This window comes from Chryseobacterium sp. R2ACT005 (assembly GCF_049949215.1).
Lineage (GTDB): Bacteria > Bacteroidota > Bacteroidia > Flavobacteriales > Weeksellaceae > Chryseobacterium.
This window is the reverse complement of sequence record NZ_CP188192.1, coordinates 2,339,086-2,364,731: the sequence shown is the minus strand read 5'-3', so window position 1 is coordinate 2,364,731 and position 25,646 is coordinate 2,339,086. Positions and strand designations below refer to the sequence as shown.

Annotated in this window: 15 protein-coding genes; 13 read left to right on the top strand and 2 right to left on the bottom strand. The window is 39.9% G+C overall.

Annotated features, from left to right (window positions below; translation table 11 throughout):
- The first annotated feature begins 101 nt into the window (after positions 1 to 101).
- From ACPF63_RS10845 to ACPF63_RS10815, 7 genes are all read left to right on the top strand, one after another.
- Complete coding sequence (locus tag ACPF63_RS10845) at positions 102 to 2,741, top strand: glycoside hydrolase family 3 C-terminal domain-containing protein (protein ID WP_426483030.1); 2,640 nt, start codon at positions 102 to 104, stop codon at positions 2,739 to 2,741.
- A 56-nt stretch (positions 2,742 to 2,797) separates the two neighbouring features.
- Positions 2,798 to 4,786: an alpha-L-arabinofuranosidase C-terminal domain-containing protein gene (locus ACPF63_RS10840; protein WP_426483029.1), complete on the top strand. Its 1,989-nt coding sequence runs from the start codon at positions 2,798 to 2,800 to the stop codon at positions 4,784 to 4,786.
- 128 nt (positions 4,787 to 4,914) lie between these two features.
- Positions 4,915 to 6,615 carry a ribulokinase gene (locus ACPF63_RS10835; protein ID WP_426483028.1) on the top strand — a complete coding sequence of 567 codons (1,701 nt, stop codon included), beginning with the start codon at positions 4,915 to 4,917 and terminating at the stop codon, positions 6,613 to 6,615.
- A gap of 27 nt (positions 6,616 to 6,642) precedes the next feature.
- Positions 6,643 to 7,353 carry an L-ribulose-5-phosphate 4-epimerase gene (locus ACPF63_RS10830; RefSeq protein WP_426483027.1) on the top strand — a complete coding sequence of 237 codons (711 nt, stop codon included), beginning with the start codon at positions 6,643 to 6,645 and terminating at the stop codon, positions 7,351 to 7,353.
- A 39-nt stretch (positions 7,354 to 7,392) separates the two neighbouring features.
- A complete protein-coding gene (gene araA, locus ACPF63_RS10825; protein WP_426483217.1) occupies positions 7,393 to 8,889 on the top strand; it encodes an L-arabinose isomerase in 1,497 nt (498 codons plus the stop codon).
- A gap of 27 nt (positions 8,890 to 8,916) precedes the next feature.
- Positions 8,917 to 10,074, top strand: a complete 1,158-nt coding sequence (locus ACPF63_RS10820; RefSeq protein ID WP_426483026.1) for an aldose epimerase family protein — start codon at positions 8,917 to 8,919, stop codon at positions 10,072 to 10,074.
- Positions 10,075 to 10,077: 3 nt separating this feature from the next.
- Positions 10,078 to 11,805 (top strand): sodium:solute symporter family transporter, encoded by a 1,728-nt coding sequence (locus ACPF63_RS10815; RefSeq protein ID WP_426483025.1) that lies wholly within the window; start codon positions 10,078 to 10,080, stop codon positions 11,803 to 11,805.
- Positions 11,806 to 12,077: 272 nt separating this feature from the next.
- On the opposite strand, the gene ACPF63_RS10810 is transcribed toward ACPF63_RS10815, so the two are convergent.
- Both ACPF63_RS10810 and ACPF63_RS10805 read right to left on the bottom strand, forming a co-directional pair.
- Positions 12,078 to 13,799 (bottom strand): RICIN domain-containing protein, encoded by a 1,722-nt coding sequence (locus tag ACPF63_RS10810; RefSeq protein WP_426483024.1) that lies wholly within the window; start codon positions 13,797 to 13,799, stop codon positions 12,078 to 12,080.
- Positions 13,800 to 14,452: 653 nt separating this feature from the next.
- A complete protein-coding gene (locus tag ACPF63_RS10805) occupies positions 14,453 to 15,139 on the bottom strand; it encodes an NUDIX hydrolase (RefSeq protein WP_426483023.1) in 687 nt (228 codons plus the stop codon).
- Between the two features lie 503 nt (positions 15,140 to 15,642).
- On the opposite strand from ACPF63_RS10805, the gene ACPF63_RS10800 reads away from it, so the two are divergent.
- Genes ACPF63_RS10800 through ACPF63_RS10775 form a run of 6 tightly spaced genes read left to right on the top strand, consistent with a single transcriptional unit; the run spans position 15,643 to position 25,605 of the window.
- Positions 15,643 to 18,018: a beta-L-arabinofuranosidase domain-containing protein gene (locus tag ACPF63_RS10800; RefSeq protein WP_426483022.1), complete on the top strand. Its 2,376-nt coding sequence runs from the start codon at positions 15,643 to 15,645 to the stop codon at positions 18,016 to 18,018.
- Positions 18,019 to 18,050: 32 nt separating this feature from the next.
- Complete coding sequence (locus tag ACPF63_RS10795; protein ID WP_426483021.1) at positions 18,051 to 19,955, top strand: sialate O-acetylesterase; 1,905 nt, start codon at positions 18,051 to 18,053, stop codon at positions 19,953 to 19,955.
- 28 nt (positions 19,956 to 19,983) lie between these two features.
- Positions 19,984 to 21,429 (top strand): MFS transporter, encoded by a 1,446-nt coding sequence (locus tag ACPF63_RS10790; protein WP_426483020.1) that lies wholly within the window; start codon positions 19,984 to 19,986, stop codon positions 21,427 to 21,429.
- Between the two features lie 10 nt (positions 21,430 to 21,439).
- On the top strand, positions 21,440 to 22,549 hold the full coding sequence (locus ACPF63_RS10785) for an endo-1,4-beta-xylanase (protein ID WP_426483019.1): 1,110 nt from the start codon (positions 21,440 to 21,442) through the stop codon (positions 22,547 to 22,549).
- 20 nt (positions 22,550 to 22,569) lie between these two features.
- A complete protein-coding gene (locus ACPF63_RS10780; protein ID WP_426483018.1) occupies positions 22,570 to 23,544 on the top strand; it encodes a glycoside hydrolase family 43 protein in 975 nt (324 codons plus the stop codon).
- Positions 23,545 to 23,571: 27 nt separating this feature from the next.
- Entirely contained in the window at positions 23,572 to 25,605 is a 2,034-nt protein-coding gene (locus ACPF63_RS10775; RefSeq protein WP_426483017.1) for an alpha-glucuronidase, read from the top strand.
- Positions 25,606 to 25,646 lie beyond the last annotated feature (41 nt).

The following is a 25,646-nucleotide window of genomic DNA, read 5'->3' as shown; positions in this document are numbered from 1 at the left end:
AACATAATTATCCGTGAAAATCTGTGAAATCAGTGGTTAGAAATTTATTAATCACAAAATCAACAATCATTTTTTCGGACTTTATTGAAACCATACTACCTATGAAAAGAATTGTATTAATCCTATGTACAACACTGGCAGCCCCTTTATTTTTTGCCCAGAGCCATTATAAATACCCATTCAGAAACCCAGATCTTCCGGTTAATGAAAGAATAGAGAACCTTCTTACTTTACTGACAACAGAAGAAAAGATAGGAATGATGATGGATAATTCCCAGGCAGTTCCCCGTCTGGAAATTCCTGCCTACGGATGGTGGAATGAAGCACTTCACGGCGTGGCAAGAGCAGGTACGGCTACTGTTTTTCCTCAGGCAATCGGGATGGCGGCCACATGGGATGTTCCGGAGCATTTTAAAACTTTTGAAATGATTTCTGATGAAGTACGTGCAAAATACAACAGATCTTTTGATGAAGCTCTAAAAACAGGTCGGTACGAAGGGCTGACTTTCTGGACACCCAATATCAATATTTTTCGTGACCCAAGATGGGGAAGAGGCCAGGAAACCTATGGTGAAGACCCCTATCTTAGCTCTGTTCTCGGCGTTGCAGCAGTAAAAGGCCTGCAGGGAAACGATCCGAAATATTTTAAAACCCACGCCTGCGCCAAACATTTTGCAGTACACAGCGGACCGGAATGGAACCGCCACTCTTATAACGCTGAAATCTCAAAAAGAGATCTGTATGAGACGTATCTTCCCGCTTTCAAAGCACTGGTTCAGGCAGGAAATGTAAGAGAAGTAATGTGTGCCTACAATGCTTTTGACGGGCAGCCATGTTGTGCAAACAATACTTTACTTACTGAAATTCTCCGTGGAAAATGGAAGTATGACGGAATGGTGGTCTCAGATTGCTGGGCACTGGCCGATTTCTTTCAGAAAAAGTACCACGGTACCCATCCTGATGAAAAAACAACCGCTGCAGATGCCCTGAAACATTCTACAGATCTTGAATGCGGAGATACCTATAACAATCTGAATAAATCTCTTGCAAGCGGACTGATTACCGAAGAGGATATCGATGTATCAATGCGCAGAATCCTGAAAGGCTGGTTTGAATTGGGAATGCTTGATCCGAAATCTTCTGTTCACTGGAATACAATTCCTTATTCTGTAGTCGATTCTGAAGATCATAAAAAGCAGGCACTGAAAATGGCACAAAAATCAATTGTGCTGATGAAAAATGAAAAAAATATTCTGCCTCTCAGCAGGAATATTAAAAAAATTGCCGTTGTGGGGCCAAACGCTGATGACGGATTGATGCAGTTAGGAAACTATAACGGAACTCCTTCTTCAATTGTAACCATTTTAGACGGAATCAAAACCAAATTTCCGAATGCCGAAATTATTTACGAAAAAGGAAGTGAAGTGACAGACCCTTCGTCCAGAACGTCACTCTATCAGAATTTTATCAGTCAGAAAAATGGGATGAAAGGAATGAAAGTAGAGTTTTTCAATAATAATGAATTCAAAGGCGAACCGGCCAATACTTCGGTAAATTCCACCGCAATCAGCTACAACAGTTTTGGCGGAACCCAGCTTGCACCCAACGTGGGAAGAGAAAATACCTCTGCCATTATATCAGGTATTTTCAAAAGCACTTATACGGGGGATGTTGTGTTTTCTGCTTCCACTTCTGATATCTATACACTTTTTGTGGACGGAAAAGAAATTGCAACCAGAAAAGGTCCTGATGCAAGACATCCTTCAGAGTTTTCTGTAAAAATGGAAAAAGGAAAAGAATACCAGATAGAACTGCGTCATACCCAAAAAGGAAAATATGTAAGCATCAGCTTTGAAGTCTACAGAAAAGATCATGTGAATTTTGCTGCGGTAAAAGAAAAGGTGAAAAATGCTGACGTCATTGTCTTTGCGGGAGGGCTTTCTCCAAGTCTGGAAGGTGAAGAGATGATGGTGAATGCAGAAGGCTTCAGAGGAGGGGACAAAACTTCCATTGCCCTTCCTAAAGTCCAGCGGGACCTGTTGGCAGAGTTGAGAAAAACAGGTAAACCTGTAGTTTTTGTTCTTTGTACTGGAAGCGCTCTGGGATTGGAACAGGATGAGAAAAATTACGATGTCCTGCTGAACGCGTGGTATGGTGGACAATCCGGCGGAAATGCTGTAGCAGATGTTTTGGCAGGTGATTATAACCCTTCCGGAAAATTGCCCATTACTTTTTATAAAAACCTGGAACAGGTGGACAACGCTCTTTCAAAGACAAGCAAACATGAGGGATTTGAAAATTATGATATGCAGGGAAGGACTTATCGTTATATGACAGAAAAGCCTCTTTATCCATTCGGGCATGGCCTTAGTTATTCAAAATTTGGTTACGGAGATTCAAAGCTGAGCAAAAATACAATCAGTACCAACGAAAATGTAACGATCACAATTCCGGTAACCAATGTTTCAGAAAGGGATGGCGAAGAAGTGGTTCAAGTCTATATCAAAAGAAATAATGATGTCCAGGCGCCGGTAAAAACGTTAAGGGCTTTTGAAAGAACTTTGATTAAATCCAAAAAAACAAAAAATATTCAGCTCACCCTTTCCAAAGATTCCTTTGCCTTCTATGATGAAAAAACAGATGATCTGGTTTCGAAACCTGGCGATTATACCATTTTTTATGGCGGAACTTCTGATGATGCAGGGTTGAAAAGTATTCCGTTAAAAGTAAAAAAAAATTGATTCAGAACAATTGAGACCCATTCCAACCCTACTGTAGCTTTCAAAATATACGATCTATGACAACAAAAAATAAAATATTTTCCATTGCGATTTCCCTCAGTACTGCTTTTTTTTCGGCTCAGAATAATACGGTCCATACCTTTAATCTGGATCTGAAAGAGAGCCCAGTACCTGTTAGAATACAGCCTACCATGTATGGGATTTTTTTTGAAGATATCAATTTTGCAGCAGACGGCGGATTGTATGCGGAACTGATTAAAAACCGCGGTTTTGAATTTGATGAACCTTTCACAGGATGGAAACAGCCCAGCACAAAGACACTCTCTCCTAATCTGGATTCCGGCTTTCTTACCATTTATTCTGACCCTGCTAAAACCAATAAAAATTACGCAAGAATTACCGTTCTGAATGATAAAAATTATATTCTGGAGAATGAAGGATTCAGGGGAATAGGGCTTCATCAGGGAGAACAATATGATTTCAGCTTTGATCTGGAAAATGTTTCAGGAAATATTGCTACGGTAAATGCAAGTCTTGTTGATGAAAACGGTAAGGAAATTTCTTCAGTCTCCACACTTATCAAAGGAAAGGGATGGCAGAAGTATACAGCAGTTTTCAAAGCACCTCAAACCGTTGAAAAAGCAAAACTGAGGATCAAATTTACAGGAAACGGCATCGTGAACATGGATATGATTTCCCTCTTCCCTCAAAATACATGGAAAGGCAGAAAAGGAGGCCTACGAAAAGATCTCGTTCAGAAATTATATGATTTGCAGCCCGGATTTTTGAGGTTTCCGGGAGGCTGTATTGTGGAAGGAAGAACGTTGGCAGAACGCTATCAGTGGAAAAAAACAATTGGAAATGTAGCAGACCGTGAGTATCTTATCAATAAATGGAGTACAGGATTTCCACATAGGCTTACACCGGATTACGGACAGTCTTTCGGATTGGGATTTTTTGAATATTTCCAGCTTTCCGAAGATCTGGGTGCAGAACCGGTTCCTATTCTGAGTTGTGGTATGGCATGCCAGTTTAACACAGCAGAACTGGTGAAAATGGAAAACCTTGATCCTTACGTTCAGGATGCCCTGGACCTTATCGAATTTGCTAACGGAAATTCCGGAACAAAATGGGGGAGAATCCGAACTGAAATGGGACATCCAAAGCCTTTTAATCTAAAATTTATCGGAGTGGGAAATGAGCAGTGGGGAGCAGATTATATTGAACGCTATAAAGTATTTGAAAAAGCTATTCATGCAAAATATCCTGACATTAAGATTATTTCCGGAAGCGGACCATCACCTGATGGTGAATTCTTTGAATATGGTTGGAAAGAACTGAAACAGCTTAACGCGCAGATTGTAGATGAGCATTATTACAATTCTCCCGACTGGTTCATGAAAAATGCAGACAGATATGATCATTATGACCGTTCCGGGCCAAAAGTGTTTGCTGGAGAATATGCCGCTCAGTCTGTAGGAGTGGTAAAGCCTGATAATAAGAATAACTGGCTGACCGCCCTTTCAGAAGCTGCCTTTATGACCGGTCTTGAAAGAAATGCAGATGTTGTGTATATGACTTCCTACGCACCACTTTTTGCCCATGCTGATGGCTGGCAGTGGACACCTGATCTCATCTGGTTCAATAATCTGAAATCTTATGCAACCCCAAACTATTATGTTCAGAAATTATTTTCCAACAATAAAGGAACGGACGTGCTGAAAATAGAAAGCAACGGAAAAGCGGTATCCGGGCAGGAAAAATTATACGCTACAGCAGTAAAAGATGCAAAAACTCATGAGATCATTATTAAAATGGTCAATGCTGATACTCAGGCTAAAACGGTAAGTATCAACCCCGGAACTCTGAAAACAGGTAATAAAATAACCAAAATCCTTCTGTCTGCACCACAGCTTTCTACTGAAAATAATTTCGATGCTGAACCCATAAAACCTAAAGAGGAGATTTCTGAAACCAAAAATGGGGAAATTTCAACGGAAATTCCGGCCAATTCTTTAGTCGTTTTAAAGCTAAAAATAAATTAATCAACTGTAAAACAAGTGTTTATGAAAAATAAGTGTGTTTTTTACATTTATTTAAAATAGAATCTTATATTTGTTTTTATCTCATCAGGAGAATTTAAAATCTCAACAATCAAAAACGTTTCACCACCATGAAAAAATATGTTATCGGGCTGGACTATGGTACAGATTCCGTACGGGCCGTCCTTATTGATACTGAAAACGGTTCCGAAATAGCTTCTTCAGTAAGTTACTACCAGAGATGGAAGGATGGTAAATTTTGTAATCCCTCAGCCAATAGTTTCAGACAGCATCCTTCAGATCATATTGAAGGTCTGGAGAAAACCATTTCAGAAGTTGTAAGAGAAAGCGGGATATCGGCAGAGCAGATCGTTAGTATCTGCATTGATACTACAGGCTCTTCACCGTTACCAGTAACAAATGATGGAGTAGCCTTAGCACTGATTCCGGGATTTGAAGAGAATCCGAATGCCATGATGGTTTTATGGAAAGACCATACCGCTATCCGCGAAGCTGAAGAAATCAATACCCTTGCAAAAACCTGGGGTGGAGAAGATTATACAAAATATGAAGGCGGTATTTATTCTTCAGAATGGTTCTGGGCTAAAATACTGCACATCAGCAGAGCAGATACAGGGGTGAAAAATGCTGCTTATACCTGGATGGAACACTGTGATTATCTGACCTATCTTTTATCAGATCATAAAGACCTGGCAACCTTTAAAAGAAGTCGTTGTGCAGCTGGTCACAAAGCCATGTGGCATGAGTCATGGGACGGTCTGCCTTCCGAAGAATTTCTGAACACGCTTGATCCTTCTCTGGGAGCGCTCAGAGGAAGATTATACCGGGAAACGTATACTTCAGATGAAATTGCCGGCTACCTGAATGAAGAATGGGCTACAAAAACCGGTCTTACCACCAAAACTATCATTACCGTAGGAACCTTTGATGCCCACTCAGGAGCTGTAGGAGCAAGGGTGGAAGAAAATACACTGATCAGGATTATGGGAACTTCTACCTGTGATATTATGGTAGCCTCACGAGAAGCCATTGGGGATACAACCGTAAAAGGCATCTGCGGACAGGTTGACGGTTCCGTAATTCCCGGATTGATAGGACTTGAAGCAGGACAGTCAGCATTTGGAGATGTACTCGCATGGTATAAAGATATCCTGATGTGGCCGGTTCACCAGATTATGATGCATTCCGAAAATATTTCAGATGAACAGAAGACAAAGCTCGCAGATGAAATGGAGGCAGGACTTATCAGAAAACTAACCCTTGAAGCAGAAAAAATTCCTCTTTCAGATAGTGTTCCGATTGCATTGGACTGGGTAAACGGAAGAAGAACACCGGATGCAGACCAGGAACTTAAGGCAGCTATCAGCCAGCTTTCTCTGGGAACAAAAGCTCCCCATATTTTCAAAGCTTTGGTGAATGCGATTTGTTTCGGAGCTAAAAAGATCGTTGACCGGTTTGAAGAGGAAGGTGTGAAAATCAATAAAGTGATCGGAATCGGAGGAGTCGCAAGGAAATCGCCGTTTATCATGCAGACACTCGCTAATGTTCTGGATATGCCGATTGTTGTTGCCGCTTCGGACCAGACTCCTGCTTTGGGAGCTGCTGTTTATGCGGCCGTATCAGCAGGAATTTATCCGACTGTACAGGAAGCAAGCATGAAAATGGGCTCAGGATTTGAGGCGGAATACCAACCCAAAGCCGAAGAAGTGCAGCACTACAGAGAATTAATGCAGCAATACCAGAAGCTCGCTGATTTTGTAGAATACAATACCAAACTGAAAAACAACAGGAAAGAACTTCAGAACTCCTGAATATTAACCTTTTGAATGATACTCTAAATGAATACCTATAAAGAACTCCAAAGAGAATGTTATGAAGCGAATATGCAGCTGGATGCGCTGAAGCTGGTGGTCTATACTTTCGGGAATGTAAGCGCTGTGGACCGTGACAAAGGCATTTTTGCCATTAAACCAAGCGGTGTCCCTTATGAAATTTTAAAGCCTGAAGATATGGTGATTCTGGATTTTGATGCCAATGTCATTGAAGGCAGGCTCAGACCTTCTTCCGATACCAAAACCCATGCTTACCTGTATAAAAACTGGGAAAATATCGGTGGAATTTCCCACACTCATGCGATCTATTCGGTGGCGTGGGCACAGGCACAAATGGATATTCCTGTTTTCGGAACAACCCATGCAGACCATCTTACGACAGATATTCCCTGCGCTCCGCCTATGCGGGATGAGCTGATCGAAGGAAACTACGAATACAATACAGGAATACAGATTCTGGAATGCTTTAAAGAAAAACAGCTCTCTCCGGAAGAAGTGGAAATGGTTCTGATCGGCAACCACGGTCCGTTTACCTGGGGTAAAAATGCTGAGAAAGCAGTCTATAACAGCAAAGTGCTCGAAACCATTGCTGAAATGGCTTATCTCACCAGACAGATAAATCCTGATGCAGAGCGTCTGAAAGATTCGCTCATCAAAAAACACTATGAACGTAAACATGGTAATAATGCCTATTACGGACAGGAATTTAAACACTAAACACTTCAACATAAACAACTATTAATGATCAACAAAATTATGTTAACACCTCTCAATACCAAAGAAGTCTGGTTCATCACAGGAAGTCAGCATCTATACGGATCTGAAACACTGGCGCAGGTAGCAGACCACTCACAAAAAATTGTGGAAGAACTTGAAAAATCTTCTTTCATTCCGGTAAAAGTTATTGTAAAGCCAACGGTAAAAACTACCGAAGAGATATTTGCAACCATTGCAGCAGCCAATCATGCAGAAAACTGTATAGGAGTAATCACCTGGATGCATACCTTTTCACCCGCCAAAATGTGGATCAGAGGATTGAAAATTTTACAGAAACCTCTTCTGCATCTGCATACCCAGTTCAATAGAGATATTCCCTGGTCTACCATGGATATGGACTTTATGAATCTTAACCAGGCAGCTCACGGAGACCGTGAATTCGGTTTTATGGTAAGCAGGCTCCGAAAGAACAGAAAAGTAGTGGTAGGACACTGGTCAGAAGAAAGGGTTCAGAAGCAGATCGGCGACTGGAGTCGTGTTGCTGCAGGCTGGGACGACTGGCAGGGAGCTAAATTTGCACGTTTCGGTGATAATATGCGATTTGTTGCCGTAACAGATGGAGATAAAGTGGAAGCTGAAACCCAGTTTGGTTTTTCAGTCAATACCTGGGGAATCGGTGATCTTGTAGGCGTTATCAATTCTGTAAGTGAAGGAGAAATAAAAAGTCTGATGGAAGAATATGAATCTTCTTACCAAATGGCTGCAACACTTTTAGAAGGAGGAGCCAACAGAAGTTCACTGCACACCGCCGCAAAAATAGAATTAGGGCTTGAAAAATTTTTAAAAGACGGAGGATTTAAAGGATTCTCAGATACCTTTGAAGATCTTCACGGGCTGGAGCAGCTTCCGGGAATAGCCGTACAGCGCCTGATGCAGAAAGGATACGGATTTGCAGGCGAAGGAGACTGGAAAACAGCAGCACTCGTACGTGCCATGAAAACAATGGGGCAGGACCTGGAAGGAGGAAATGCCTTTATGGAAGATTATACCTACCATTTGGACCCTTCCAATCCTTCCATTTTAGGTTCTCACATGCTGGAAGTGGATCCTGTTCTGGCAGCCGGAAAACCATCATGTGAGATTCATCCGCTGGGAATCGGAGGAAAAGCAGACCCGGTTCGTCTTGTTTTTAATTCCAGAGGAAATATTGATTCTCTGAATGCTGCCCTGATGGATTTTGGAAACCATTTCAGGCTGCTGATCAACAAAACCAGAGCATTGGAAATCACGGAAGAGTTGCCAAAACTTCCAGTAGCAAGAGTTTTATGGAAACCTCTTCCTGATTTATATACGGCTGCAGAAGCCTGGATACTGGCGGGAGGAGCACACCATACATGTTACAGTGAAAATATTTCAGCAGAGCAGTTGGAAGATTTTGCTGAGATAGCAGGAATTGAATCATTGGTCATTGATAAAGATACCAGAATGCGTGATTTCAAAAATACACTTCGTTGGAATGAAATGTATTATCGTTAATTAATTTTAAAAAATATGTAAATAATTATGAAAAAAACAACATATAATGGCGTTTTTATTTTATTATTTTTAATTATTTTCGGCTGTAGAAAAGAAAATAACAAACAGGATATTTCAGGAAAAATGGAGCAGATTCATACTTCAGACTATGGAGTTACGCCTAAAGGCGATTCTATTAAAAAATACACTTTAAGCAATAAAAAAGGGATGAAAGTTGAGGTTATCAACCTCGGCGGAATTATTACCTCTTTAACAGCCCCGGACAGAAACGGGAAATATGAGGATGTTGTTCTAGGCTTTACAAAACCCGAAGGATATTTCAATGGCAACCCATATTATTTTGGGGCCTTGATCGGAAGATATGGTAACAGGATTGCCAACGCTAAATTCACATTGGAAGGTAAAGCATATGAAATCGACAAAAACGATGGACCCAACAGCCTTCACGGAGGAAAAGAAGGATTTCATACCAGATTCTGGAATATTGAAGTCGTAAAGGATGCAAAATTTCCGACGTTGAAATTATCTTATACCAGTGCAGACGGCGAAGAAGGATATCCGGGGAAATTGATAACAACCGTTTTCTACACCCTTACAGACGACAATGCTTTGGAAATTTCTTATGAAGCAGAGACCGATAAACCTACAGTGGTAAATCTTACCCAGCATTCTTATTTTAACCTGTCCGGAAATTTTACTAAAACGATTACTGATCATGAACTGCAAATTAATGCAGACCATTTTCTTCCGGTCAATGAAACTCTGATTCCTACCGGTGAGCAGAAAGCCGTAAAAGGAACTCCCTTTGATTTCACGGTTTCAAAACCCATCGGAAAAGATATCAGTGTAGACGACGGTCAGCTGAAAAAAGGAAAAGGATATGACCACAACTGGATTCTGAATGGAAAAGGTATGAGAAGTATCGCTAAAGTATATCACCAGGGTACAGGAAGACTGATGGAAGTTTTCACCGATGAGCCTGGTGTGCAGTTTTATTCCGGAAATTTTCTTGACGGAAAATTTGATACCAAAACCGGCGGTAAAAATGAATTCAGAACAGGATTCTGCTTAGAGACACAGCATTTCCCGGATTCACCAAACCAGCCTTCTTTTCCTTCTACAGAGCTGAAGCCCGGGCAGAAATACCAGTCAAAAACCATTTATAAATTCTCCGTTAAAAAATAAACTATGGGAAAATTAGCAACTATTGATATTGTCATATTCCTGATCTATTTTGTAGTGGTAGCTTCCTACGGATTATGGATCTATAAAAAGAAAAAATCTGAATCTACAGGAAGTAAAGATTATTTCCTTGCGGAAGGATCTTTGACCTGGTGGGCAATTGGAGCCAGCTTAATCGCTTCCAATATTTCTGCTGAACAGTTTATAGGGATGAGTGGTGAAGGTTTCTTTGTCGGAATCGCTGTGGCTGCTTATGAATGGATTGCTGCTCTTGCGCTGATCATTATTGCGGTCTGGTTTATTCCGATCTATCTTAAGAATAAGATCTATACAATGCCCCAGTTTCTGGAAAGAAGATATAATAAATCTGTTTCGCTGATTATGGCAGTATTTTGGCTGTTTCTGTATGTTATCGTGAATCTTACTTCCATTCTTTACCTTGGAGCTCTTGCCATCGATACTTTACTGGGAGGAGAACATCTTCACGGTATTATGATCGGTCTTTTGCTTATGGCTCTTCTGATCGGTCTTGGAGGGATGAAGGTGATAGGATATACAGACGTTATACAGGTAGCAGTCCTTATTATCGGCGGGTTTGCAACGGTGTATATGGCTCTGCAGATTGTGGATCAGAGAATCAATGGAGCGTCTGTAGGAAATGCTCTGGCAGGATTTAATACCCTAATCAATGAGGCTCCTCAACACTTTAAGCTGATTCTTCAAAAGCCAACAACTACCACTACTACTTTGACAATGCCTCAGAATCTGGAGGTACAGAAATATGTCGTGTTACCGGGTCTTGCCATGTATTTTGCCGGTCAGTGGATTGTTAACCTGAACTATTGGGGCTGTAATCAGTACATCACCCAGAGAGCTTTAGGAGCAGATCTGAAGACAGCAAGAACAGGAATTTTATTTGCAGGATTTCTGAAGCTATTCATGCCTGTGATCGTAATGCTTCCGGGAATCGCTGCTTATGTATTGTACTCGAAAGGACACCTTCCAGGATTCAACGGGGTGAAAGACGGCGCATACTCTGCAATACTAGGGTTTTTACCTGCAGGTCTTAAAGGATTGGCTATTGCAGCATTGACAGCGGCAATTGTAGCCTCACTGGCAGGAAAAGTGAACAGTATCTCAACCATTTTTACACTGGATATCTATAAGAAATACCTTAAAACAGATGCCACTGAAATCCAGATGGTAAGGACAGGAAGATGGGTGATCATCATCGCCATGATGGCTGCGTTAGCTTTCACCTGGACCGATGTTTTAGGGATAGGGGGAGAAGGAGGTTTTACATTTATCCAAAAATATACAGGCTTTATCAGCCCGGGAGTTTTTGCAATGTTCCTTTTGGGAATGTTCTGGAAAAGAACGACTGGTACGGCTGCTTTGGTAGGAGTGATTTTAGGTTTTGTTCTTGCGATCTTTTTCAACAGCTTTGCCGTGGAAATTTTTGGGAAAGAAACCTGGATGTATACAGCATTCACTTATGAAAAACTGGAGAATGGAGTAGTGCATACTATTACGGAAATTCCTTTCCTGATTAATATGGGATGGTCGTTTTTTATTACAATAATCGCCATGATCCTGATCAGTCTTGCAGGTCCGAAAATTAATCCTAAAGCCTTTGCCATTGATGCAACGATGTTTAAAGTGGATAACAGAACTTTAGTTTTGATTGTAATGACGCTGCTTTTACTGACCGCCTTGTATGTAAGGTTTTGGTAAACGTTGAATATGGCAAAAGTCAATGGTCAATAGTGAATTCGTTTCACTGTCAAGTTTAGAAATTCATCATTGATGTGCGAAGCAAATTGCCTTTTCACATAAGATATAAATTGAGGATATGAATGAAGTGAATAGTCAATAGTGAATTCGTTTCACTGTCAATTTTTAGAAATTCACGATTGACTTGCGAAGCAAAATTGACTTTTCACATATAATAAAAAAACAGGATGCTTAAAAAGCATCCTGTTTTTTTATTATATCTTCTGATATACCTAGTTCATCCCAATATATTTGAACTTGAACAATTGACACGAAGTACCGTAATAATCCCAAAGGTGTAAGTTCGAATTGCCATCCATGGTACAGTTGGGAATATCCCAGCCACGTGTAGGATCCACCTTGGATAATATTTTGTAGTAACCATTAGAAGCAGAAACTACCTGCCAGCTCTGTGCATCGTTACTATAGCTTTGCCAAAGCCGGATTGCGGTTCCCAGTGTATTGCTGTTACTGGCCAGATCAATGCAGCGATTGGATGCACTCGCTTTGGATACAAAACGCCAGTAACCATTGCCTGCGTCAATAGCAACCCAGCGCTGTGCAGAAGCACCATTCCTTGTCCATGGTCTTAATACTGCGCCATTGGCATCCTCTCCGGATTTCAGATCAAGTACTTTATTGGTGTCGGTCTGAAACTCGATTTCGTAAATACCGTTATTAACCAGACTGCTGGTTGTGTTACAGTTTGAAACAGGATAATTGGAGGATGCATATTGTTGAAACCACTGTTTAACTGGGGCGGCACAGGCTTCCCAATCATTGTTGTAGGCCGTTCCTGCATTAGGATCGCCCTTGTGGAGGAGATTATCCGGGGCAAGAACATTCCAGCTTACATTACCGGCCTGATCTACAATATATTTTAAATTGGCGCCAAACCCGTTTCCGCCTGCCGTACCTGTGGTACCGATTCCAAAGGTGCCATACCCCTGCGGTGCCCAGTCGGTTTCTGTAATAGCAATCGGTGCAATGTCTGCAATCGGTTTAACATTGATATTCCATGCATTCTGAAAGGATTGATAGTTGTTGACACCACCCCAATAACCAGGATAGATATGAACAGCATAACCAATATTACCACCGGTGATCTGGTTATTGACATAGCCCTGATAATGAGATTGCCAGCCCGTACCCGGTATCCAGCAAACATTATTAGCCCCGTTGTTGCGGATAATATTAACCAATGGCTGGAAGAAATTTTTAAGTGCTGCAAAATGCTCGTTCCCCGTTGTTCCCCATGTACCGTTTGTTCCTAATATCTCTACAGGTTCGTTGGCTATTTCGAACATTACGTTGTCTGCATTCTTCAATCCTGGATGCTGAGAAAGAAACGTCCATACCGTCTTAAGATAGCTATGGTACGCATCATTAACAGCGATACGGCTTGGGCATACACCGGGCGGACGCAGGATCACATACATTCCTCGGCTTCGTGCATGGTTGATTAAAGGAATAATAACCTGATCGGTATAGGTAACCAGACGGTTATAATTAAATCTTGATATATCGTTCTCGGGAATAGCCGGACCGGGATCATTGGTCCAATACGGATCAATGTGAAGGCGAATGTAATTGAGATACCAGCCATCAGCAGGGCTGCTGAGCTTGTTGATAACGGCTTTGTTATAGTTCAGGGCTCCCTGTACATTGTAATTATCCCATGTACAGTAGCCGGAACTGGCACCATACTGACAGCCATTGAACCATGGGCTGGGTGTAATGGCAACCCCATGCAGGATAACGTTATTATCACATGGATCTTTGAGAAACTTACCACCGACATGCAGGGTAGGTGTTGTTGCCAGTGCTAATGCTTCTGTATTAGCTCTTGGATTTGTTTCAGATTCTTCCAGCAGATTTTTTTCTTCAATCCGGGAGCAGCCGGAAAGGATGGTCAGCAGAAAGGCCATAAAAAGCCACATTTTGTTTGTTTTCATAATTGATATATTTAAAGGTTTGGTCTTATTTTTTAGCCGTCAATATCTTGGTTTCCCATTCTGCCCGGGAGTAATGAGCAGATAAGTAAAACTTTCTAATTTTTATTGACACCAGATTTGAATGTGGACTGATATTATATTTTTCTATTAGACCCACTTAACTGTTCGTTTCCAGGTTTTCCTGATTCTTAAAAATTGGTTTTGGTAGAAGAATAGAACCATTTCTATTCAGTTTGCGATTTGAAAATCTTTTCTTCTCTTTGGTTTTCCACGAAACGGAGTGTGTGTTTTGTGAAAATTTAACCTGTTGTTAAATATGGTTATTAGTTTTGTATAAAAATAAATAAAATATTAAATATAAATTAATATTTTATTAAAAATTAACAAAAATTTACATATCATAATTAAGGTTATAAACCATATAATTATAATGCATTGTGTGGTAGGAGAAAAGAAAAAAGCTTATCATAAATTTTTATTATGATCATACTGAAAAAAGATGAAATAACTGTTTGGCTTGCTTGAAATTTTCGGTAAGAACGCAAAAAAAATCTCGCAAAAGTGAGATTTTAATAAGAGTATGCGAAATTTTGTATAACTCTAAATTGTTAATTTTATATAAACTCTTTTCTAAAATTATACAGTTATATATATTAGATCTTAAACATAAATCCGCGGGAGATTTTTTTGTTGTATTTTTTTTCGTCAAAACGGTAAAGAAAAGACCCTTTTCTGGATGAGCTCATATCCTTTTTATTGGTATTGACAAGGATATCCATACTATTGATCTTGCTGGTAAAATTCCGCTTGTCGAATTTTTCATCAAAAATAGCTTCATAAAGATTCTGAAGATCCTTCATTGTGAATTTTTCAGGAAGAAGTTCAAACCCAATAGGGCCCGTGGAAGCCCTTCTTCTCAGTCTTGCTACAGCATCCTTTACCATTTCATTATGATCGAAGATAAGATTAGGTAATTTCTGAAGTTCAACCCATTCTGCACTGTACTGCTCATTGATCTGAATATCTTTTTCAATATTGATCAGTGCATAATAGGAGATAGACATGATTCTGGCTGTCGGCTCACGGTTAATTTCCGTATAGCATTTCAACTGTTCAAGATAAATATTTTCAAGACCGGTTAATGTACACAGCACTCTGTTAGCTGCCTCATCTGAAGTTTCGTCACCGCCAACGAAGCCGCCCATCAGCGACCATTCGCCCATTTGAGGTTCAAAATTTCTTTTTACCAGAAGTATTTTTAGATTTTCGCCGTCAAAACCGAAAATAATACAGTCAACGGCAACAAGGTGTTTGGGATATTGGGAGTAATCCTCAGTCATCTTTTATATTTTACTGCAAAGGTAAATCTTTTATAGATACAATATTATATAAATGTGATTCTTACACTTTTAATATGAATGATTTATTTCATTTAAATTATTCTTAGAGCATATTTTGGGAGCTGTAATAGTTATAAAAAATGAAGATTATCACAGAAATCAGGTTAATTATACATGAATTGAATGTTAAAATTTTGTTAAAATTAAAATTATTGCCGATAATAATTAATAAATAGGGCTTAATGTTAAAAATACGATAAGGTATTTACTGTATTGTTGAAATTTCCACCAAAACATATCCTGAAGTCATTTTCATAGGGAATCCTATAATTATAGAGCCTGGTTTTTCTGTAATTTAATTATCTTATTTTTTATGATAAGGTAATGCATTTTTTGTTATTTTTAGGGCCTTGTAGAAAGTTTTAAATAAAAAAATAACACAGGAAATGTTTCGTATATAGATTCTTTCCATTATTTTAGAAATGTTGAATTAACATTTATCCATGACCCCAAAACTTTCACTAATTTTATTATGTTTTGTCTCATTTACCTCAGCTCAGGTGAAGAAGAAAATTCATTATTTCCCTTTGGAAACTGTAAAGTTATCAGAAAGTGTTTTTAACAAAGCCATGATAGCAGACCGTAAGTATCTCATGGCTATGGAACCGGATAGACTGTTGGTTCCTTACCTTAAAGAAGCAGGACTGAAACCAAAAGCAGATAGCTATCCTAATTGGGAAAATACAGGGTTGGACGGCCACATAGGAGGACACTATATTTCCGCATTATCCCTGATGTATGCTTCTACAGGAGATTCTGCAATAAAACAGAGAATTTATTATATGATCAGTGAGCTGGAACGCTGCCAGAATGCCTCTCCGGACGGGTATGTTTCAGGAATTCCCGATGGAAAAAAAATCTGGAAAGAAATTAAACAGGGAAACATTCGCGCTTCAGGCTTCGGGTTGAACGATCGTTGGGTACCTTTATACAATATTCATAAACTGTACTCAGGGTTACGTGATGCTTATTGGTATGCAAAAAATGAAAAAGCAAAAACAATGTTGATCAGACTCACGGATTGGATAATGGATGAAGTAGCAGGCCTTTCTGATGAACAGATTCAGGATATGCTGCGCAGTGAACATGGTGGACTCAATGAAGTTTTTGCAGATGTTTATGATATCACTCATGACCAAAAATATCTGAAGCTGGCTCACCGATTTTCCCATCAGGCTATTCTTGCACCGCTTTTAACAGGCGAAGATAAGCTGACAGGGCTTCATGCCAATACACAGATTCCAAAAGTAATCGGCTATAAACGTATTGCCGATCTTGAGAACAATGAACGGTGGAGCAAAGCTGCTGATTTTTTCTGGCATAATATTACCGAGAAAAGATCCTCAGTTATTGGAGGCAATAGTGTCAGTGAGCATTTTAATCCCGTTAATGATTTCAGCAGCATGATAAAAAGTATTGAAGGTCCGGAAACATGCAATACCTATAATATGCTTAAGCTTACCAAAGAGCTTTATGCAACGCAGCCAGAATCTTACTATATAGATTATTACGAAAAAGCATTATACAATCATATCCTTTCCACGGAAAATCATGATCAGGGAGGCTTCGTGTACTTTACCCCGATGCGTCCCGGCCATTATCGTGTGTATTCACAGCCTCAGACCAGCTTCTGGTGTTGTGTAGGATCCGGAATGGAAAATCATGCGAAATATGGAGAAATGATTTATGCCCGGTCGAATAAGGATTTATATGTAAACCTGTTTATCCCTTCCACATTGACATGGAAAGAGCAAAATGTAGTGCTCCGTCAGGTGAACAATTTCCCGGAAGTTCCTGAAACAACATTGATCTTTGATACGGCAGGAAAATCAGAATTTAATTTAAAACTGAGATGTCCGGAATGGACTACACCTTCGGAAGTACAAATTCTGATCAATGGAAAACAGGAAAAAGTACAGCGTGGTTCTGACGGCTATTTTACACTGACTAAAAAATGGAAAAAAGGAGATGTTGTGAAAATGATTTTACCGATGCATATTTCTGCAGAACAGCTGCCTGACCATTCCAATTATTATGCATTTAAATACGGTCCTGTAGTGCTTGCCGCAACATATGGAACCGAAAACCAACAGGGACTTCTTGCGGACGATAGCAGAGGCGGCCATATTGCTCATGGTCCGCAGATTCCTTTAAACGAAATTCCAGTTATCCTTGGAAATTCTGTCGAGGTTGTCAATCATGTTAAGCCTTCCAACAATAGACCGCTCAACTTTGCAGTTACAGGGCTTTACCCGGCTGAAAAATTCGAAAAAGGCTTAAGTCTTGTGCCATTTTACAGTATTCAGGCAGAAAGATATATCCTGTACTGGCCGCAGGCTGACAAAAACGGAATAGAAAATACATTGAAGCAAAGAGCAAAAGAAGAAGCTGAAATCAGAAAACTGGATATGATCACCGCAGATAAAATCCAGCTGGGCGAACAGCAGCCGGAATCAGATCATTTTATAGAAAGCAAAGACTCTGGTACAGGATATATGGAAGACTGCCACTTCCGCGATGCCAAAGGCTGGTTCAGTTATCAGATGAAAAATAACGGAAAAAATGCTTCATTCCTTTACTTGCAGTATTTCGATGCCAATACCAATCGTACATTGAATATTGAGATCAATGGTAAAAAAATCATGGCTCAAAATCTGGAAGGAAAGTCTGGAGCTTCGCCTCAATATCTAGTGGTTCCGATACCGGATTCAGAAAAGAATAAAGAAAATCTTACCGTAAAATTTCTGACAGAAGAAAAACTAATGACCGCTAAAATCATTGAAGTCCGTTTACTGACAGGAAATTACGAAAAGAAATAAAGCTGAACCAAAATTAAAAACAGATTTTTCCCATGAAAAACAGAACCCTATATTTATTATTTTTTCTTGCAGCCATTTGCAGTTTTGAAGCAAAAGTAAGGCTGCCTGCTTTAGTTTCAGACGGAATGATCCTTCAGAGAAATCAGAATCTGAAGATCTGGGGATATGCAGATGCAGGAGAAAAAATTACGGTCAGGTTTGTCAATAAAACATATAATTCCACTGCTGATCAGAATGGTAACTGGACCCTCATGATTCCAAAGCTTAATTCCGGAGGTCCATATACTATGACGATTAATGAGATTACCCTTAAAGATATTCTTATTGGGGATGTATGGGTAGCTTCAGGACAATCCAATATGGAACTTCCGATGCGCAGGCTGACGCCTTTGTATGAAAATGAAATTAAAACTGCGAATAATCAGAATATAAGATTCTTCACGGTTCCACAGAAATACAACTTTAAAGCTCCGCAAAATGATCTTGACGGAGGGAAATGGGAAAGTACAAATCCTCAGACAATCCTTAATTTTTCAGGGGTTGCCTATTTTTTTGCCAAAGAACTGAACGAAAAAAATAAAGTTCCTATAGGAATTATTCATACCAGTCTGGGAGGCTCTCCGGTTCAGGCATGGATGGATGAAAAATCACTAAAAAAATATCCGGAATATCTGGCTGAAGCAGAAAAATGGAAAAGTGATGAGTTGATACAATCCACAGAATCTCAGGAAAGATCATTAAGCAAAGCATGGTATGCAGAGCTTGATCAGAGTGATATCGGGCTGAATCAACATTGGGAAAAAGATAAGGCAAGTGATTCCGGATGGAAAACCATGATGGTACCCGGATCATGGGAGGATCAGGAAGGCTCGTTTGACGGTTCGGTATGGTTCCGCAAAGAAATTATCCTGCCTAAAGGAGCAGACCGGAAAACAGCATTTTTAAATCTGGGAAGGATTAAAGATGCTGATGTTACTTACATCAATGGAATTAAAGTAGGAAATGTTACCTATGAATATCCGCCACGCTGGTACGACATTCCGGAAGGCGTTTTAAAAGAAGGAAAGAATGTCATTACGGTAAGAGTCATCAATGGCAGCGGAAAAGGACAGTTTATCGCTGACAAACCCTATTATCTGGAAATCGACGGAAAGAAAACAGATCTTAAAGGTGAGTGGAAATACAAAATAGGAGCAAAAATGGAAAAAATGGCTCCCGGACAAACTTTTATCCGGTGGAAACCGTTAGGACTTTATAATGCCATGATCAACCCGCTGATCAATTACAACATTAAAGGATTTATCTGGTATCAGGGTGAAAGCAATACAGGGATTCCAAAAGAATACGGTGATTTGCTTTCAACAATGATCTCAGACTGGCGTTCAAAATGGAATAAAAGTGATCTACCGTTCCTGATTGTACAGCTGGCCAATTTCATGGAGAAAAAAGATGAACCATTGGATAGCGGTTGGGCTGAGCTGAGAGAACAGCAAAGACAGGTTTCCCTCAATGTTCCTTATGCAGGACTTGCAGTAACGATTGATGTGGGAGAATGGAACGATATTCATCCGCTCAATAAAAAAACAGTGGGTGACAGGCTGGCTTTACAGGCCCTGAAAATCGGGGAGGGAAAAAAAATCATTGCTGACGGTCCCGTTTATCAGTCAATGAAAACAGAAGGAAATACAATTATTCTATCTTTTAAACCTGGCACAGATGATCTGGTACAGGGAGACCTCAAAGGTTTTGCCATACAACAGAAAGATGGGAACTACCAATGGGCAAAAGCAGAAGCAAAAGGGAATAAAGTGATGGTGTGGAATGATCAGGTATCCAATCCTGTTAATGTACGCTACGACTGGGCAGACAATCCTGATGGCAATCTTAAAAACAAAAGCGAGCTTCCGGCTTCACCTTTTACAACAGAAAAAAAATAATTTAACATAGAAAACCATATCAAATTCAATGGATAATCAGCCACAAAAAATATCGGTAATCGAAAAAGTAGGGTACAGTCTGGGAGATCTGGCGGCCAATCTTGTTTTTCAAACCTTAGTTACCTACCTGACCTATTTTTATACGGATATTTATGGACTAAAAGCCGAGGATGCCTCTGTCATCACTCTTACAGTAGGTTTAATTGCCGGATTTGGCTTTAATCCGCTTATCGGAGCACTCGCAGACCGTACAAGCTCACGTTGGGGCAAATTCCGGCCATGGATTTTATTTACTGCTCTACCATTGGGTATTGCAGCACTGCTGGCCTTCAGTACCCCTCACTTTTCCTATCAGGGTAAAATGATCTATGCTGCGGTTACCTATTCATTATTACTGTTATTGTATGCATCCAATAACCTGCCTTATGCTGCTTTGAGCGGTGTTATCACGGGAGATATGGGAGAAAGAAACAGTATTTCTTCGTACCGTTTTGTAGCAGTGATGTTTGCACAGTTCTTTGTACAGGTGTTTATGTTGCCTATCATTTTATATATAGGACACGGAGACAAAGCACAGGGAATTGAGACCGTTATGACATGGCTGGCTGTAATTGGATCTATCATGCTCTTGATTACATTTTTTACGACCAAAGAAAGAATCATTCCCAAGCCGGAGCAGAAATCAAGTCTGAAAGAAGATTTAAAAGATTTATTCCAGAACAGGCCCTGGATTATTATGCTTACTGTGACCGCATTTATATTCATCACACTGGCAATGAAAGGGGGATCTTATGTATATTATTTTAACAATTATGTGGATGAAAATGCACTCAAAAGTTTTATTTCACCCATTACAGCATTTTTTAATTCTGCAGGGATGAATTTCTTTGGGGAAGATCCAAAGTCTGCAGGATTCGGATTGTTTAATGCAGGAGGAATTGTGATGATGATTGTAGGTATTACCTTTTCTAAAAAACTGGCAGACAGATTTGGAAAGCGTGACACTTTTATTGCTTCATTATTCATCTCTACACTCTTTATTCTTTCCTTTGTATTTTATCCTCCGAAAGCAGTGGGAATCATGTTTTTGTCACAGATTGTACACGGATTTTTTTACGGAATCAGTACGCCGCTTTTGTGGGCTATGATTGCTGATGTTGCAGACTATTCTGAATGGAAGAACAACCGCAGGGCAACCGCTATTATTTTCTCTGCCATGATGGTAGGACTGAAAGTAGGTCTCAGCATAGGCAGCTCACTGGTGGCATTGATCATAGGGAAATACGGATACATTTCAGTACATGGTAACGAACAGGTTATCCAGCCTGAAACAGTGGCCGCAGGAGCTAAAATGCTCGTGAGTATATTCCCGTCTATACCGTTTTTCATTGCATGCGGACTGCTTTTATTTTACAAAATCAACAAAAAAATGGAAGTCCAGATTGAAAAAGATCTGGCTGAAAGAAGAAAATAAAACTAACAATATGAAACGTATTTTAATTGGTTTGGCAGTAATTACTGCTTCAGGTCTGTCGGCACAGAAACCTGACGGGTCTTTAAAAAAAGCATTTCAGGACAAATTCTATATAGGGACCGCTATGAGTCTGCCCCAGATTGATGGTACAGATCAGAAAGCAGCAGCAATTATCAAAAAACAATTCAGCTCTATTGTTGCTGAAAATTGCATGAAATCTATGTTTCTGCAGCCTCAGGAAGGAAAATTCTTCTTTGATGATGCTGATAAATTTGTTGATTTCGGGATGAAAAACAATATGTTCATTATCGGGCATACACTAATCTGGCATTCCCAGCTTCCAAAATGGTTTTTTTCAGATGAAAATGGAAAAGACGTTTCTCCGGAAGTATTGAAACAGCGCATGAAAAAACACATTACAACGGTAGTTTCCCGTTACAAAGGAAAAGTAAAAGGATGGGACGTTGTCAATGAGGCCATTCTTGAAGACGGATCCTACAGAAAAAGTAAATTTTATGAAATCCTGGGTGAAGATTTTATTCCTTTGGCATTTCAATATGCGCAGGAAGCTGATCCCAATGCAGAATTATATTACAACGATTATAATGAATGGTACCCTGAAAAGGTAAAAACCGTTATTAAAATGGTTGAAAAACTTAAATCAAGAGGAATCCGTATTGATGGTGTCGGAATGCAGGCTCATGTCGGGATGGATAACCCTTCCATAGATGAATATGAGAAAGCAATTCTTGCCTATTCCAATGCAGGAGTTAAGGTCAATATTACAGAGCTTGAAATTAGTGCGCTGCCTTCCCCATGGGGAAGTTCTGCCAATGTTTCAGATACTGTTGCCTATCAGAAAGAAATGAATCCTTACACCAAAGGACTTCCCAAGAAAGTAGAAATAAAATGGGAAGACCGTTATCTTGATTTCTTCAGTTTATTCTTAAAACACCAAGATAAAATAAGAAGAGTAACCTTGTGGGGTGTTACCGATAAGCAATCCTGGAAAAACGATTTTCCGGTGAAAGGAAGAACAGATTACCCACTACTGTTTGACAGGAAAGACAAGGAGAAACCTCTAGTACAAAAAATAATAAAGCTTGCAGAGAAAAATTAAAATCAATAGAATTTTATTTAATGAAAAAATCAAAATATTTATTCCCGGAAGATTATATGGCAGATCCTTCCGTTCACGTTTTTGAAGGTAAAATTTATATCTATCCCTCTCACGACAGAGAAAGCGGGATTGAAGAAAACGACAACGGAGACCATTTCGACATGAATGATTACCATGTTTTCTCAATGGATGATGTGGACGGCAGTGAAATAAAAGACCATGGCGTAGTCCTTTCGGTAAAAGACATTTCATGGGCGGGGAGACAGCTGTGGGATTGCGATGTTGCCTTCAAAGATGGGAAATATTATATGTATTTTCCTCTGAAGGATCAAAATGACATTTTCAGAATTGGGGTTGCTGTGAGCGACAAGCCTTATGGACCTTTCATTCCTGAAAAGCATCCGATGATGGGAAGTTACAGCATCGATCCCTGTATTTTTGAAGATAACGGAAAATATTATATGTATTTCGGAGGAATCTGGGGCGGACAATTGCAGCGTTACAGGGATAATAAAGCACTTGAATCTGCGATAATCCCTGAAAATGATGAGCCTGCAATTTCTTCAAAAGTAGTTCTGCTGAGCGATGATATGCTTCAATTTGCTGAAGCGCCTAAAGATGTTGTCATTCTCGATGAAAACGGAAAACCACTGCTTCATGGGGATAAACATCGTTTTTTTGAAGCGTCATGGATGCATAAATACAGCGGTAAATATTACTTTTCTTATTCAACAGGAGACACTCACCTGATTTGCTATGCAACCGGAGATAATCCTTTCGGACCATTTACTTTCCAGGGTGAAATTCTTACTCCGGTGGTAGGATGGACAACCCATCACAGCATTGTGGAGTTCAAAGGAAAATGGTATCTGTTTTTCCATGATTCTGTTCCGAGTGGCGGTAAAACATGGCTGAGAAGTATGAAGGTTGTTGAGCTGGAATACGATCATGAAGGCAAAATCAAGACGATCGAAGGTCTGGAAGGACAACCATAGTCATCTTTAATAATTTAAAATTTTTCAATGCGATATCTGAGACTCAACATTCTATTTTTTCTGATCATTCCGTTACTGGTTTTCGCGGAGGACGGAAGTCAGCTGTGGCTTCGGTTTCCTGCAAAAAACGGAATATCGGCAGATAAAATTATTTCCAAAGGCAACAGCCCAACCCTGAATATTGCCAGAAAAGAGCTGAACAGTCACTGGCTGGGACAAATGGTGGAACTTTGTACAGAAAACAAAGACAAAAATCTGAAAGATGGTTACAGAATTGTTTCCACGTCTGAAAAAATTATTATTTCTGCAGGCAAAGAAATAGGGCTGTTGTACGGAGTGTATCATATTTTACGATTGCAGCAAACAAAGGCAGATCTGTCTCATTTAAATACTATTGAAAAACCATCATACGATGTAAGAGTTCTGGACCATTGGGATAATCTGGATGGGAGTATTGAAAGAGGATACGCAGGAAGATCCCTTTGGAAATGGGAAGATTTACCCGGGAAAGTTTCTCCGCGCTATGAAGAATATGCGAGAGCAAATGCCTCTGTAGGAATCAATTCCGTTGTTTTGAATAATGTGAATGCATCGCCCAATATGCTTAGGGAAGATTATCTTAAAAAGGTGAAGGTTCTGGCTGATATTTTCAGGCCTTATGGCATTAAGGTATATCTTTCTGTTAATTTTTCTTCACCTAAAGTGCTGGGAGGATTACAAAATTCAGATCCACTGAATAAAGATGTACAAAAATGGTGGAAAGACAAAGCTGCTGAAATTTACAAGATGATTCCCGATTTCGGTGGATTTTTGGTGAAAGCCAATTCCGAAGGGCAGCCGGGTCCTCAGGACTACGGAAGAACCCATGCGGACGGAGCCAATATGATGGCCGATGCCCTGAAGCCTTACAACGGAATCGTTATGTGGAGAGCATTTGTCTACAGCCCGAGCAAAGACGACAGAGCTAAACAGGCTTACCTTGAATTTGTTCCTCTGGACGGTAAATTCAAGGATAATGTAATTATTCAGATCAAAAATGGTCCGGTAGATTTTCAGCCCCGTGAAGCATTTAATCCACTTTTCGGTGCTTTGAAAAAAACTTCAGAAATGGTAGAGTTTCAGATTACACAGGAATATCTGGGTTTTTCAAATCATTTGGTTTTTCTGGCTCCATTATTCAAGGAAACACTGGAAAGTGATACGTATTCTGACGGTCAGGGATCTACAATTGCTAAAATAACAGACGGTACTTTAAGACCCTCAAAAATTACAGCCATTTCAGTTGTTGCCAATATTGGAGAAGATACCAACTGGACGGGACATCATTTTGCACAGGCTAACTGGTATGCATTTGGCAGATTAGCGTGGAATCACGAGCTGAGTTCAGAGCAGATTGCAGATGAATGGATTAAAATGACATTCACCGACGATCAGAACTTTCTGAATCCGGTAAAGGAAATCATGCTTTCCTCCAGGGAAACTGCTGTAGATTATATGATGCCTTTAGGGCTACACCATATCTTTGCGGGAGGACATCATTATGGTCCTGAGCCGTGGGGAGATTATAAAGGCGGAAGACCGGACTGGTCACCTGTTTATTACCATCAGGCTGATGCTGAGGGGTTAGGTTTTAACAGAACAAAAACAGGGAGTAATGCTGTTTCACAGTATTTTCCGCCGCTTAATGAAAGGTATGGGAATATCTCAGCCTGCCCGGAAAACCTTATCCTCTGGTTTCATCATGTTCCGTGGGATTATACAATGAAAGACGGGAAAACCCTATGGGATGATTTGTGTTACACTTATGATTCTGGAGTGAAAAAGGTGAGGGACTATCAGAAAATATGGGATAGAGTGGAACCTTATATAGACAAAGAACGATTTACTGATGTTCAGTCAAAGCTAAGAATTCAATCAAGGGATGCAGTATGGTGGAAAGATGCCTGCCTGCTGTATTTCCAGACTTTTTCCAAAAAGCCAATTCCTTATGACATTGAACGCCCCGTTCATGAACTGGAAGATCTGAAGAAAATCAAGCTGGATATGACCCATCACAATTAAAAAAATGAGGCAGCTCTTTTTCCGGATCGGAATGAAAGCTG